Source organism: Vibrio sp. D404a, from assembly GCF_030248535.1.
In the GTDB taxonomy this organism is placed as follows: Bacteria; Pseudomonadota; Gammaproteobacteria; order Enterobacterales; family Vibrionaceae; genus Vibrio.
This window is the reverse complement of sequence record NZ_JAHGAJ010000007.1, coordinates 160,690-174,252: the sequence shown is the minus strand read 5'-3', so window position 1 is coordinate 174,252 and position 13,563 is coordinate 160,690. Positions and strand designations below refer to the sequence as shown.

General features: G+C 46.2%; 10 protein-coding genes. 6 read left to right on the top strand and 4 right to left on the bottom strand.

Annotated elements, in window-relative coordinates:
* Positions 1–289: 289 nt before the first annotated feature.
* Positions 290–1,720, top strand: a complete 1,431-nt coding sequence (gene ptsG, locus KI655_RS04895; protein ID WP_285402265.1) for a PTS glucose transporter subunit IIBC — start codon at positions 290–292, stop codon at positions 1,718–1,720.
* A 172-nt stretch (positions 1,721–1,892) separates the two neighbouring features.
* The gene (locus KI655_RS04890; protein ID WP_285402263.1) at positions 1,893–2,297 is read left to right on the top strand and encodes a hypothetical protein; all 405 of its coding nucleotides are present in this window, start codon (positions 1,893–1,895) and stop codon (positions 2,295–2,297) included.
* A gap of 79 nt (positions 2,298–2,376) precedes the next feature.
* Here the strand turns inward: KI655_RS04890 and KI655_RS04885 are convergent, their stop codons facing one another.
* Positions 2,377–2,970 carry an outer membrane protein gene (locus KI655_RS04885; protein WP_285402261.1) on the bottom strand — a complete coding sequence of 198 codons (594 nt, stop codon included), beginning with the start codon at positions 2,968–2,970 and terminating at the stop codon, positions 2,377–2,379.
* 143 nt (positions 2,971–3,113) lie between these two features.
* Here KI655_RS04885 and KI655_RS24150 point away from each other — a divergent pair, with 143 nt between their 5' ends.
* Together KI655_RS24150 and KI655_RS04880 are read left to right on the top strand one after the other, a co-directional pair.
* Complete coding sequence (locus KI655_RS24150) at positions 3,114–3,203, top strand: YnhF family membrane protein (RefSeq protein WP_150868968.1); 90 nt, start codon at positions 3,114–3,116, stop codon at positions 3,201–3,203.
* A 50-nt stretch (positions 3,204–3,253) separates the two neighbouring features.
* On the top strand, positions 3,254–4,438 hold the full coding sequence (locus tag KI655_RS04880) for a patatin family protein (RefSeq protein WP_285402476.1): 1,185 nt from the start codon (positions 3,254–3,256) through the stop codon (positions 4,436–4,438).
* A gap of 105 nt (positions 4,439–4,543) precedes the next feature.
* On the opposite strand, the gene pyk is transcribed toward KI655_RS04880, so the two are convergent.
* Positions 4,544–5,989: a pyruvate kinase gene (gene pyk, locus KI655_RS04875; protein ID WP_285402259.1), complete on the bottom strand. Its 1,446-nt coding sequence runs from the start codon at positions 5,987–5,989 to the stop codon at positions 4,544–4,546.
* Positions 5,990–6,307: 318 nt separating this feature from the next.
* On the opposite strand from pyk, the gene KI655_RS04870 reads away from it, so the two are divergent.
* Both KI655_RS04870 and KI655_RS04865 read left to right on the top strand, forming a co-directional pair.
* On the top strand, positions 6,308–7,525 hold the full coding sequence (locus KI655_RS04870; protein WP_285402257.1) for an ROK family protein: 1,218 nt from the start codon (positions 6,308–6,310) through the stop codon (positions 7,523–7,525).
* Positions 7,526–7,693: 168 nt separating this feature from the next.
* Positions 7,694–8,635, top strand: coding sequence for a chemotaxis protein CheV (locus tag KI655_RS04865; protein WP_285402255.1), 942 nt, complete (start codon positions 7,694–7,696; stop codon positions 8,633–8,635).
* 338 nt (positions 8,636–8,973) lie between these two features.
* On the opposite strand, the gene KI655_RS04860 is transcribed toward KI655_RS04865, so the two are convergent.
* Both KI655_RS04860 and KI655_RS04855 read right to left on the bottom strand, forming a co-directional pair.
* Entirely contained in the window at positions 8,974–12,048 is a 3,075-nt protein-coding gene (locus tag KI655_RS04860; RefSeq protein ID WP_285402254.1) for an error-prone DNA polymerase, read from the bottom strand.
* A gap of 74 nt (positions 12,049–12,122) precedes the next feature.
* Positions 12,123–13,562, bottom strand: a complete 1,440-nt coding sequence (locus KI655_RS04855) for a DNA polymerase Y family protein (protein ID WP_285402253.1) — start codon at positions 13,560–13,562, stop codon at positions 12,123–12,125.
* Between the last annotated feature and the right edge of the window lies 1 nt (position 13,563).

Sequence of the window (13,563 nt, the reverse complement as noted above, 5' to 3'; positions counted from 1 at the left end):
TATTTTATTTACCCCGTAAAATAATAAGGCTTCAATAAATAAATGATAAAAATCAATAATTTACACCGCTGTAAACCATTGCATTTTTAAATTTGACATGTGATCCAAGACGTGTTTTGAAACTAAATTTCGTAAGTGACTAGAAACTTTGTCACCCATCAATATATATTTAGCGGCAGAAAATATAATGCAATACATGGTTACATTTTCACTGGGTGCTAACATTTAGGCTACGGGGGTGTGCCGTTAGAACCCATATAATTATTTTATCTTTATCAGGAGCATAAACATGTTTAAGAACCTTTTTGCTAGCCTGCAGAAAGTTGGTAAGTCTCTGATGCTTCCAGTATCAGTTTTACCAGTTGCGGGTATTTTGCTTGGTGTTGGTGCAGCGGACCTTCCTTTCATTCCAGAGATTGTTTCTAACCTAATGGAACAAGCTGGTGGTTCGGTATTCGGTCAAATGGCTCTACTATTCGCAGTAGGTGTTGCACTTGGCTTTACAAACAACGACGGTGTAGCGGGTCTAGCTGCTATCGTTGGTTACGGTATCATGACAGCAACACTAGGCGTAATGGCTGGTGTTATGGGCGTTGAGAAAATCGATACTGGTGTACTAGGTGGTATCCTAGTCGGTGGTGTTGCTGCTTGGGCATTCAACCGCTTCTTCCGTATCCAACTTCCAGAGTACCTTGGCTTCTTCGCTGGTAAGCGTGCTGTGCCAATCATCACTGGTTTCTCTGCAATCGGTCTTGCAATCGTACTTTCTATCGTATGGCCACCAGTTGGCGGCGCAATTGCTGCGTTCTCTGATTGGGCTGCACACCAAAACCCACAAGTTGCGTTTGGTATCTACGGCATCATCGAGCGTTCACTAATCCCATTCGGTCTTCACCACGTTTGGAACGTACCGTTCTTCTTCGAAGCTGGTACTTGTGTAAACGCTGCTGGCGAAACGCAAAACGGTGTTCTTACTTGTTACCTAGTTGCCGATGAAGCATCTCGTGCAGCGGGCAATGGCTTCGGTCAGCTAGCCGGTGGTTACATGTTCAAGATGTTCGGTCTACCTGCTGCTGCAATCGCAATTGCACACTCAGCTAAGCCTGAAAACCGCGCTAAAGTAATGGGTATCATGGCATCTGCTGCTCTGACTTCATTCCTAACGGGTATCACAGAGCCAATCGAATTCTCATTCCTATTCGTTGCTCCTGTACTGTACGCAATCCACGCTCTACTAGCTGGTTCTGCATACGTTCTAGCGAACACTCTAGGTTTTGTACACGGTACATCTTTCTCTCACGGTCTAATCGACTTCCTAGTTCTGTCTGGCAACGCGTCTAAGATGGGTCTAATGGTTGTTTGTGGCCTAGGTTACGCTGCACTTTACTACTTCGTATTCCGCACAGTAATCAAAGCACTAGACCTTAAGACTCCTGGTCGTGAAGACGAGTCTGAAGATCAAGCTGTAGCAACTGGTTCTGAGCTAGCTGGTGAGCTTGTTTCAGCATTCGGTGGCAAAGCTAACATCACTGGTCTTGACGCTTGTATCACTCGTTTACGTGTAGCGGTTGCTGATACTGAAGTTGTTGACCAAGACAAACTGAAGAAACTAGGTGCTGCTGGTGTAGTAGTAGTAGCTGGTGGCGTTCAAGCTATCTTCGGTACTAAGTCTGACAACCTGAAAACAGACATGGATGAGTGGATCCGTAACAACGGCTAATCACTGATTCAATCGAATAGAAGGAGGCTTTATGCCTCCTTTTTTCGTTTTTGTATGCTCTTCACCACTCTCGCTAAGTTGACTTAACATCCACCATTCTCTAACTCTAAGATGACATTTATCTTTTATAGGTATCTATGCTTCTTCGCATATATATTTATAGGGATTGATTATGAAACAGTATGGGTTATTGGGCTTACTCATAAGTAGTGTTGCCTTTACATCGCAAGCGTCAGAGAACGCAGACCTTGAAGTGGGTTTGGCATTAGACCAAGATTTGAGTGCCGTGATTGAAATTGATAGCACTTATCGCGTCACAGTAGGTAATGATGGCGCAGCCTTCGATTACATGCTTAAACGCGGCAAGTTTGATTCAGAAACGCCCTTAGATTGGTATGTGGGTGTTGGTGCTTGGGCTGAGTGGGAAGATGACTTTGGTGTCCGTGTTCCGCTTGGTGTGAAAGTTAACTTCTACGATGGCTGGAATGCTTATGCACAGGTTCACCCTGAGTTGGATTTGTACGCTGGTGCTGAATTGCAGCTTGGTGGTGCGGTAGGCGTGACTTATAAGTTTTAGCCCCAAAAAACAGCAAAATAGGTGCGGTTGAACCGCGCCTATTTTTTTATGTATCTAAGTGGGGCAGGTGGCTAAGCAGCTAAAAGGTAAAGGTCAGGCCCACGTTTGCCTGAAATTGGTTCATCCAGTCCGTATCAAATCGTATCACGCAGTTTTGACCTGTCGAAGGGACAGTACAAGCGCCACTGGTATCGTTGTCTACCACAGTTCCAAGCCATCGCAGTTGACTGGTGAAGGCGAGACTATCGGACAGTTTGTACTCCACACCGCCAAAGATTGACGCTGAGAATCCGTATTTATCCTTGGCCCAATCCACATCAACATAGGATGCACCTAAACCTAGGCCCAGGTAACCGGAAAATTGATTGGTTGCAGGGTAGTAAATGCTGCTCTGGAAATGCAAATACTGAATCGATGAGTCCAGTTTCAAAGAGTCTAGCTCAGACTGTTGGTTTGAATAAAAGAAGCCAACACGACCTTTTTCTAACGGTGTTTCAACGGCCAGAGAGTAGCTGGCTGCATTCTCCATGTCATAGGTATTGTCGTCTTCATCTTCGACCGCTCCGCCGCCGGTAAAGCCAATCATTGGCGTAATTAGAATCTCCGCAGACAGAGATGCCCCTGAATACATCAGGAGTGCGAAAAGCGCGAGAGTATTTGCTTTGTTATTCATGGGCCTATCCTTATCCATACACTCACTAATTGTGATGGTTACATCAATATTGTGCGACTAATTTCGACGATTCTTGAACATACTTCACACACCTGATATCACTTAAATAAGGCTAAACAAATTTATAATAACCAGAGGTGTCTATGGAACATGATCTGAAAAACGCTCTACAAATTACCGCTTTTATCTTTATTGTGCTGCTTACGTTCGGTTTCATCGCAATAACCAACTAATACAGCGACAATAGGCAAAGTACATCTCGTCAGGATGTGCTTTGATGCCGATGAACAGTGGCGTAATCACTAATACCGATATCGCAATAGACTTGTCTTACTACGACAAGTTTATTGCGGGTAAAACAGCTTTGGTTGCCCAAGGTGGTGGCCAGAGAGGTATTTTTACATCTGGTGTATTAGACGCCTTCCTTCTTTCCAATTTCGATCCATTCGATGACTTTGTCGGCACATCGGCTGGCGCTTTGAATCTGTGTGCTTTCGCCTGTCGAGACAAAGGTCTCGGTAAATCTTTCATTATGGATCTCACAACGGATCCGGAATTCTTCAATCTCTTTTCTTATATTCGTCATCGCAAAGGGCTAGGGATGGAGTGGGCGCTTGAAAAGATTTTGGCGTACCCTTACAAGCTTGATCTCGATTTGGGGCGGCAGGCTTTAGGTGGGCGCAATATCTACGCGGCGGTTACCGACACGAAAGACCTCAAAGATCATTATTTCCCTCTATTTAGCGAAGATTGGCGCAAGATCATGATTGCGACCTGCGCAATTCCACGTCTTTATAATGGTGAGGTGGAAATTGCAGGTGAGCGTTACGTAGATGGCGGTGTGTCGGCCTCTATACCGGTTCAGGAGGCGTGGAGAAGGCAAGCTCGTTCTATTGTTGTGATTCGAACTGAGCCGGCTTCTGAGGCGAACCCTGACAGCCAATCCGACCAAGATACTCCCAAGCCACCCAAACCGATCACGGCAGAAGAACTTGAATGGTTCCGTGACTCTTTTAGCAGTGTGCAAGAACATTGGCAGCAAAAAATAGATCAGTGGAAGGTAGATTGGACGTCGTTTTTCCAGCAGCAAATCACGCGTTCTAAACAGCAGAAGCGAGACAGGCGGCATTTAGACTTGCTCAATGGTGGTCGCTGGCTGTTTGGTGCCGACGATATTTATCGCCTTAGTCATTTGGTGGGAGATAAGTTTGATTCCGGTTTGGCGGATATGTTGATGGTGCACTATCAAACCTACTCATTAACCGAAGATTTCTTACACTCGCCACCCGATGACACCTTTGTTGTTCAGATTGCGCCGAGTGAGCCACTGAAATCGAACTCTTTGATGAGCGAAAAAGAAGATCTGCTGCACGACTACCAACTGGGAATGGAAGCCGGTTTCAAATTCGTCGAGTTGTATTGCTCAATACAGAACGCTAAAGCATCACACGTCATCCAATTCGCATAATCATCAATCCATTTTTGTTTTTCCCACAACTAAAAATGGCTGCGAGTTCATTATTCGCAGCCATGGCTTAGTGCACTGTTGCTTGGATATCGGGTTATTTTAATATTAAGTGACAGGCAAGATACGCATACAGTTTGTTGAACCAGCGACATCCATGATATCACCTTGCGTGATGATCACGAGATCACCAAACTTCAGCATCCCTTTCTCTTTTAAGCAGGTTAGGGTAGAGAGCGCGATATCAAAGCTGTCCTCTTTATCTGTTTCAAAGTAAATAGGGGTTACACCACGATATAAGGTACAGCGATTTAATGTGCCTTCGTTGCGCGATAAAGCGAAGATGGGCATATCGGCGCTTAGGCGTGACATCATCAATGCTGTGCGACCTGACTCTGTTAGGGTCACAACACCCTTGATCCCTTCCATATGGTTTGCCGAATAGATGGTGGCCATCGAGATGGTCTCTTCTGCTGTGACAAATGTGCGGTCAATTCGGTAATTAGATTGGTTAACTCCCGCCATCTTCTCAGCACCAATACAGACCTCTGCCATCGACTTAACCGTTTCTACAGGATACATCCCGGCAGCAGTTTCACCGGATAGCATGACGGCATCGGTGCCATCGAGTACGGCATTGGCCACATCCATTACCTCGGCACGGGTCGGCATGGGTGCGGAGATCATCGACTCCATCATCTGGGTTGCAGTGATGATGGTACGGTTAAGGGCTCTAGCGCGTCGTATAAGCTGCTTTTGTACACCGACTAACTCTGGGTCGCCTATTTCAACTCCGAGGTCTCCACGGGCTACCATGACCACATCTGAGGCCATGATAATGTCATCCATGTTCTCAATACTAGAAACGGTCTCGGCGCGTTCTACTTTGGCTACCAAATGCGCTTCTAAACCTGCGTCTCTTGCCAGCTGTCTTGCATAACTCATATCTTCTCCGTTGCGAGGGAAAGATACGGCTAGATAGTCGACTTGAATTTCTGATGCAGTAATGATGTCGCGCTTATCTTTTTCTGTGAGGGCTTCGGCTGAGAGGCCACCGCCTTTTTTATTGATCCCTTTGTTGTTAGAAAGCGGACCGCCAATGATGACTTCTGTATGTACTCGGCAGCCTTCGACGGCCGTCACTTTAAGCTGAACTCGGCCATCATCCAATAAAAGGATATCGCCGGTATCAACATCATTCGGAAGTTCTTTGTAGTCGAGGCCGACGGACTCTTGGTTTCCTTCGCCTTTTCCGAGGCTGCTATCGAGTGTGAACTTGTCACCGACCGAGAGTTGGATTTTACCGTCTCTGAAGGTAGAAACTCGAATCTTAGGACCTTGAAGATCGCCAAGGATAGCGACTTGTGTGCCAAGCTTTTTGGCGATAGCACGAACTTTTGCAGCTCTTTGAATGTGATCTTCGCTGCTACCATGAGAAAAGTTCATGCGAACAATGTTGGCGCCGGCCTTGATGATCTCTTCGAGGACATTGCCTTTATCTGTGGATGGACCCAGTGTGGTGACGATTTTTGTTTTTCTTACCTGTGCTGTCATGAATACTCCTACTGTGAGACCAAGTAATCTGTGTAAGACAGAATTAAGTATATGCAGTAATCAATAATTTATTGGGAGCCAACAAGATATTTCTCTAATTACATAAAATAATTGGTGTTGGGGCGCAGCGTGGATGTTTTCTGGTGAAAATTAAGTCTGAATTCAATCGGGATGGGATGAATTTCTATTAAAGTATTTGACTCGAAACACAAAGATTCATGTATATACGTGATACTGGTCACGGCAATATACCAAGGGACTTCACAATTACTTCGCAAAGTAAAAAAATTACCCGGTTGATGATTTCTGGAGCGTAAAATGTACATGGCTCAACCGGGCCATATTGATCATATCAAACAGGTCAATGCTGGTCGTGTATATAAACTAATAGACCTTAAAGGTCCCATTTCTCGTATCGATCTGTCCAAACAAAGTGAGTTGGCTCCGGCGAGTATTACCAAAATTACTCGTGAACTCATGGAAGCTCACCTTATTCATGAAACGACGGTACAAGAGGCGACCACGCGTGGGCGTCCGGCTGTGGGTTTGCAAACGAATAACGAAGGCTGGCAGTTCCTTTCTATGCGATTAGGTCGTGGCTACCTCACGATTGCACTCCATGAATTGGGCGGTGATGTGCTTATCGATACCAAGATCGATATCCACGAGCGCGACCAAGATGATGTGCTTGCGCGTTTGCTTCATGAAATCGACGAATTCTTCCAAACCTACGCTGAACAGCTTGATAGGGTAACCAGTATTGCTGTTACCTTGCCGGGTCTTGTGAACTCGGAGCAAGGTATTGTGCTGCAGATGCCTCACTACAATGTTGAGAACCTTGCCTTAGGCCCTGAGATCTATAAAGAGACGGGGTTGCCAGTATTTATTGCTAACGATACTCGCGCTTGGGCACTGGCCGAGAAGCTGTTTGGTAATTCTCAAGACAACGACAACTCTGTGTTGATCTCTATCCACCACGGTTTAGGGGCGGGTATCATCCTAGATGGCCGCGTTCTTCAAGGGCGTCATGGTAACATCGGTGAACTGGGTCATATCCAGATAGATAAACAGGGCAAGCTTTGTCACTGTGGTAACCGAGGTTGTCTCGAGACAGTAGCCAGCTCGCAAGCGATTCGTGAACAGGTGAAAGAGCGTATTGCGAATGGTGAAAGCTCTTCTCTAGAAGGTATCGAAGACGTTACCATCGAGCAGATCTGTGCTGCTGCGGCTGAAGGTGACCCGATGGCCGTTGAGGTGATTGAGCAGCTTGGGCACTACCTAGGTTCAGCGATCGCGATTGTGATTAACCTATTCAACCCTGAAAAAATCTTAATTGGTGGTGTGGTTAACCAAGCGAAAAACGTGCTTTATCCAGCGATTCAAAAATGCATCGAAGAGCAGAGCTTGAAAGTCTACCACCAAGACTTAGAACTGATGGAGTCTCGCTTTTACAAGCAGGCGACGATGCCGGGTGCGGCGCTGATCAAGCAAGCACTGTATGACGGTCAATTATTGATGAAGGTGATTGAAGGTTAATTTATAAATTGACTTCGTCACCGCTCATATCTGAACACCTACCATTTACTTCAATGGCATATTACTTACAATGTTGCCACTAGTTTAAGAACCTCCCTATGTAGTTTTGCTTTAGCCTATTGATTTAGGCTATTGTATCTGCAGTTATTGTTATCACTAAGGTGTTGTATGTCTGGCGTTTTGAACTCGGTTGATCAAAGAACCAAGTTAGTCGGTGAAAACCGTTTAGAGCTGTTACTGTTCAGTTTAAATAGCCGTCAATTGTTTGCGATTAATGTTTTCAAAGTAAAAGAGGTGCTTAAAGTACCTGCATTAACCAAGCTACCGGGTTCGCATCACAATATTACAGGTGTGGCCTCACTGCGTGGTGAGTCAGTGCCTGTGATTGACTTGCGTAGTGCCATTGGCTTCCCACCATCTCGCCAAGAGTCACAAGAGAGTAACCTGATCATTACGGAATATAACCGTACTGTGCAGGGCTTCTTAGTCGGGCAGGTTCGTAATATCGTGAATACCATGTGGACGGAGATCCAACCGCCACCAAAAACGGCAGGTCGTGCAAACTACCTAACCGCGATCACCCATATCGAAGAAGATAACCAACAGAAGATCGTTGAGATCATCGACGTCGAGAAAGTGTTGGCAGAGATCATTGATTACGATGTCTCGATCTCGGAAGGGGTACTGGATGCCGAGTTGGCCGTTCAGTTAGTTGGTCGTAACGTCTTGATTGTTGACGACTCTTCAACGGCACGTAACCAAATCAAAGGGACCTTGTCTCAGCTTGGCTTGAACATTATTGAATGTTGCGATGGCCTGGAAGCGTTGAACTTACTCAAGTCTTGGTGTGATGCTGGTAAAGATATCAACGAAGAGCTGCTATTGATGATCACCGATGCTGAAATGCCAGAGATGGATGGCTATAAACTGACTCATGAAGTACGTAGCGACCCTCGAATGCAAGATCTGTTTATCACACTGAATACTTCATTAAGTGGCAGCTTCAATGAGGCGATGGTAGAGAAAGTGGGGTGTAATCGCTTCATTTCTAAATTCCAACCAGACTTATTGGTGGAAGTGACTCAAGAGCGTATGCGTCAGATTTTATAATAATTGTCAGAGCGCGGTTAGTTTTAGATGATTTTATGGAAAACGTTTGCTATATTGGTGGTGCATATTTAAACAGAGTTAAATATGTACAAATGACTAACGTAACTTTTCATGAACAATCTAAGGTAATCCCTCTTAATGATATGGTTGACGTCAAAAGTCGTAATGACTTTGAGTTTATTACTATATAGGGAATTTAAGAAAAGACGTACGGAAGCTGAAGTTGAATCATAATTCAACGTATTAGATTTGAGGGAGGCTGATAGCCTCCCTTTTCTATTTCTGAGACAGCATTTGTTTGTCAAAGCCATTTTCTCTTAGCGAGTGAATGCTCTTAGCTAGTGAAACTCCCGCGATTTTGTTTTTAACCCCGTTAACTCGTCGGTCAGGTCGATCAGTTGCCCCGCAATTACATGAACGACATCGCCTTCTTTTTCGATGATTCCTTTCACTTTTAAAATTTTAGCGGTGAGATACGCTTGCTGCTGACAACGAGCGGTAGCCTTCCAAACCACAACATTGATGTTGCCGGTATTATCTTCTAGGGTAAAAAAAGTCACACCAGCGGCGGTTCCCGGGGACTGCTTACCAGTGACAACACCCACAACCGTTACAAGTGACTTGTCTCGTTGGTGCTTTAAATCTTGCATGTGGATAAAGCGACCGAGTTTGTTCGCTTGCTCAAGTAGCGTTATCGGGTGCTGGTTTAAAGAGATCCCAGTGCTGGTGAAATCCTCCAACAAATCTTGTGTTGCGTTCGGTTGTCGCAGCGGTTGAGGTTGTTCATGCACATCTCGAAAGAGTGGCAGTTCTGAAGCTGAGTCCATCAAAGTCCAGCGTGTCTGGAAGCGGTCACCTGACACATTGTGCATCGCATTGGCAGAGGCCAAAAGCTCGACATCTCTGCGGTTGATAGAGAGCTGAGTGATCTGATTTGGATGGGTATAACCTTGATATGGACGATTAGCAACCAAACTTTCCATTGCTTGTTCACTCAAGCCTTTGACTTGCCTCAAGCCCAGTCGAATCGCGAGCCCTTGCTCTACTTTGACGACAGTATGATCGCGTTGTGATGCGTTAACACAAACCGGCAGCACCTTAACGTGATGTCTCTGAGCGTCTTGCACTAGCTGTGATGGGCTATAAAACCCCATAGGTTGGCTATTTAATAATGAGGCGTAAAAGCACTCTGGGTAATAGCACTTCAACCAAGCGGAGCAGTAGGCGAGTACCGCAAAAGAGGCGGAATGACTTTCAGGAAAACCGTATTCACCAAAGCCACAGATCTGTTTAAAGATCTGCTCGGCAAAGGCGATGTCGTAACCGCGACTCTGCATTCCGTCGATGAGCTTAGATTTAAACTTAAAGACGTTTCCATTCTTCTTCCACGCCGCCATCGCTCGTCGTAACTGGTCGGCTTCACCGCCAGTAAAACCAGCTGCAACCATGGCCAGCTTAATGACTTGTTCTTGAAAGATTGGCACGCCTAAGGTGCGCGCGAGTACCGATTCGACCTCAGAAGAGGGGTAATTAATAGGCTCTTGTCCATTTCTTCGTTTCAGAAAGGGGTGCACCATATCACCCTGTATTGGGCCCGGTCGAACAATCGCAATCTGAATCACCAGATCGTAATAGCTCCTCGGTTTTAGGCGTGGCAACATGCTCATCTGAGCTCGGGATTCTATTTGGAAAATGCCTACCGTATCGGCTCTTTGAATCATTCCGTATACATTGGGATCGTCTTGCAAGCGAGTGATCTCTGCAATTGATAGGGAGTGTCCATAATGTTGCTGGATCATGGTGAAGCATTTACGAATCGCCGACAGCATACCCAGAGCCAACACATCGACTTTGAGCAGCCCAAGTGCCTCTAAATCATCCTTATCCCATTGAATGATAGTACGTTCTTGCATTGCAGCGTTCTCAACCGGTACCAACTCATACAGTGGACCAGAAGAGATCACAAAGCCTCCCACATGCTGAGATAAGTGGCGCGGAAAGCCGATGATCTCATCGACCAAATGGATAAACTGTTTTCCTTTGAGTGAGTCTGGCTGCAACCCAAGTAACGTGAGCTGCGCTTGCCAGCCCTGTTGCTTATCCCGGCGGTTGGTGTTCTTAATGAAATAGTCGAGCTGGGTCTCTTGTAGCCCTAATGCCTTACCGACATCTCGCACTGCGCTTTTAAAGCGATAAGAGATCACCGTCGCGGCTAATGCAGCCCGTTCGCGACCATATTTTCGATAGATGTACTGAATGACCTCTTCACGACGTTCATGCTCGAAGTCGACATCAATATCAGGCGGCTCATTACGCTCTTTACTGATAAAGCGTTCAAATAATACGGATATTTGACGAGGGTCGACAGAGGTGATCTCAAGACAATAACAGACCACAGAGTTAGCGGCTGAGCCTCTTCCTTGGTACAAGATCCCTTGCTGCTTAGCGAACATCACAATGTCGTGAATGGTTAGGAAAAAGAACGGGTAATCCAGCTCTTCAATTAAGTGGAGCTCTTTCTCTATGGTTTGTTCTATATCGTCGGATACCCCGTCAGGGAAGCGAATTTTCTTGCCCTGTTCAACCAAGTGTCTGAGGTGTTGAATTGGCGTTTGTCCTGCTGGTATCAATTCACTTGGATACTCATAACGCAGGCTATCCAAATCAAATTGGCACAAGCTGGCGATGTGGTTGCTTTCATCCAACCATGACTTTTGGAATACGTGACTGAGCTTGTTAATGCTTCGCAAGCACCTTTCGGCGTTAGCCAGTAAGTGACTGCCTACTTCAGGAACCGAACATTGATGTTTTATCGCGGTAAGCGAGTGCTGGAGTGGCAGGCGATTGGCACTGTGCATCAATACACCGCCGCACGCGGTAACCGGAAGCTGCAAGTTTTGAGAGAGTGAAGCACAGTGTGCGACATAGTCATGATCGCTCTGTTTTAAATGGCGCTGTACCCCGATCCACAATCGCCCTTGATGATGCTGATTGAGCCAGTTTCCCCAATGGTTGTCTTGATCGTGTTGCTGAGGAAGCCAAATAACTAAGCAGTGTTTTGCCGACATGATATCCCACTCTGACAGTTGGTATGCCCCTTTACTGCTGCGTCGACGTGCATTGGTGATAATACGGCATAGCTCCGCATAGGCTTGTCGGTTTGGGCATAAAAGCAGTAACTGACACTCCTCATTAAGCCAAAACATACTACCAACAATCTGCTTGAGCGAGAGTTGGTGCTGCTTGATAGCGGCGTGCACTTTGACGATTCCAGCCACAGAGCACTCATCGGTTACGGCTAAGGCGTTATAGCGCAGAAAATCGGCCTGCAGAACCAGCTCTTCGGCATGGGATGCTCCCTCTAAGAAAGAGTAGTTACTTTGACAAAAGAGCTCAGAATAGTGCTGTGTCATAGAGCGTTAAGATCCTGATAAGGTTGAAGAAGGCACAAGTTGTAGTTAGGTGCGCTCACCCATTTCTTATATAACTAGCTGAAAAGCCCATGGACAAACCATGCTTTATTGGGGGTGCGAAATACCCAGAGCCAGCGGCCTGTTTCACAGCGTGCAATGAAATAATCTCGAATCACTTTCTCACCATCCCACCAGCCAGAAACAATTCGTTCCGGTCCTTGAGACAGGGTAATAGGTGTATTCAAAGGCTCTGGAGTCGGCAATAAAATGCTTGGCCTTAAGCGCTTTTGAGACGGCAAAGGTGCGGCAATTATCGCTGGCGACTCTCGACTTTGTGACTGAGTTGTTAGGTCTGGCAACGAGTATTGATTGGCTTTTTCTGGCCTCGGGTCTTGATGGATTAAGGGAGAGTGAATCGCCCCTTGGCCAAGTTTAGCTTGCAGTAGAGAGAGCAGGTCTAACGAAGCCAACGTTCCAGTATTGCCATCAAACAGGTCGTGATACGCGGCTTGAGGCTCTCCGTGGCGAATTAAGGTCAGAGTGAGGCCCTGAACCGGTGCGTTAATCGTAACCGACTCTAAGCTGAGATGAGTAAGCTGCGCCCACTTACTGGCAAGGTAATCTCCTTGTGCAGAGAAAAAAGGCACACTGTGATCATCGCAGTCACGTAGATGCAGAGTGAGCTTGATTTCAAACGCGACACGGTCACGCAACTTCAAAAAGGCTTCAAGCTGCTTAAGTAGTTTGGTCAGTGGCTTCTCGATAAATTGCAGGTTCTCGATATCAAACAATAGCTCAAGGTACTGCTCGAACTTTTCAGGCGGATGATAAAAATCAATAGGGTGTTTAAACTGCCCATTCAAGCGCCCAACGTAGTTGACGAGATCAATATCAAAGCGGCGCGCAACGTCTTGGATCGGCAATTTCAATAAATCGCCAACCGTCTCCATACCCACACGTTGTAGTCGTTCTATTTGCTTCAATGGCAGTTCGGTGCTAGTTAAGCTCTGCTGCTGAACATGCTTCTTCATTGTCTCAGTATTGTTTGTGATGACATTCAGCGACTGCTTCCCCAACAAAATCGCAGCCAATGGGGAGTAACCTGTGGCGAACTGAAAGCGAACGTTCAACGCTGCTAGGTGCTGCTGCAAGGTTCCCCAGTAGTTATCTAATCCGTCATAGAGCGACAACATATTGGATGTTTTAATCAACAAGCCGTTTGGTGGTAGCAGCGCCATATCGGAGGTGACCAAATAGGCCCAATGTGCGATCTCTTTGAGGCGGTTTGACTCAAGATCGGCACGATACGGCAATACCTGAAGCTGGTGGTTGAGCGCTGCCGCAGAGCCCAGTCCCATACCAAGAGCGATTCCAGAGGCGATTGCCAAAGAATTGGCCTGCATGACCTTATGTGTCTTTTCATCGACAATGATCAGCGGGTGCTCGTTTTGGTTATCGCCACTGAATAGACTGTCTAATTGCAGCGACGGGAAATGAAGATAGAGCCACAACATG

Bases quoted from the DNA above. Each gene is read 5' to 3' on its own strand.
- ptsG (WP_285402265.1), top strand. From the start codon at position 290: ATGTTTAAGAACCTTTTTGCTAGCCTGCAGAAAGTTGGTAAGTCTCTG.
- KI655_RS04890 (WP_285402263.1), top strand. From the start codon at position 1,893: ATGAAACAGTATGGGTTATTGGGCTTACTCATAAGTAGTGTTGCCTTT.
- KI655_RS04885 (WP_285402261.1), bottom strand. From the start codon at position 2,970: ATGAATAACAAAGCAAATACTCTCGCGCTTTTCGCACTCCTGATGTAT.
- KI655_RS24150 (WP_150868968.1), top strand. From the start codon at position 3,114: ATGGAACATGATCTGAAAAACGCTCTACAAATTACCGCTTTTATCTTT.
- KI655_RS04880 (WP_285402476.1), top strand. From the start codon at position 3,254: ATGAACAGTGGCGTAATCACTAATACCGATATCGCAATAGACTTGTCT.
- pyk (WP_285402259.1), bottom strand. From the start codon at position 5,989: ATGACAGCACAGGTAAGAAAAACAAAAATCGTCACCACACTGGGTCCA.
- KI655_RS04870 (WP_285402257.1), top strand. From the start codon at position 6,308: ATGTACATGGCTCAACCGGGCCATATTGATCATATCAAACAGGTCAAT.
- KI655_RS04865 (WP_285402255.1), top strand. From the start codon at position 7,694: ATGTCTGGCGTTTTGAACTCGGTTGATCAAAGAACCAAGTTAGTCGGT.
- KI655_RS04860 (WP_285402254.1), bottom strand. From the start codon at position 12,048: ATGACACAGCACTATTCTGAGCTCTTTTGTCAAAGTAACTACTCTTTC.
- KI655_RS04855 (WP_285402253.1), bottom strand. From the start codon at position 13,562: ATGTTGTGGCTCTATCTTCATTTCCCGTCGCTGCAATTAGACAGTCTA.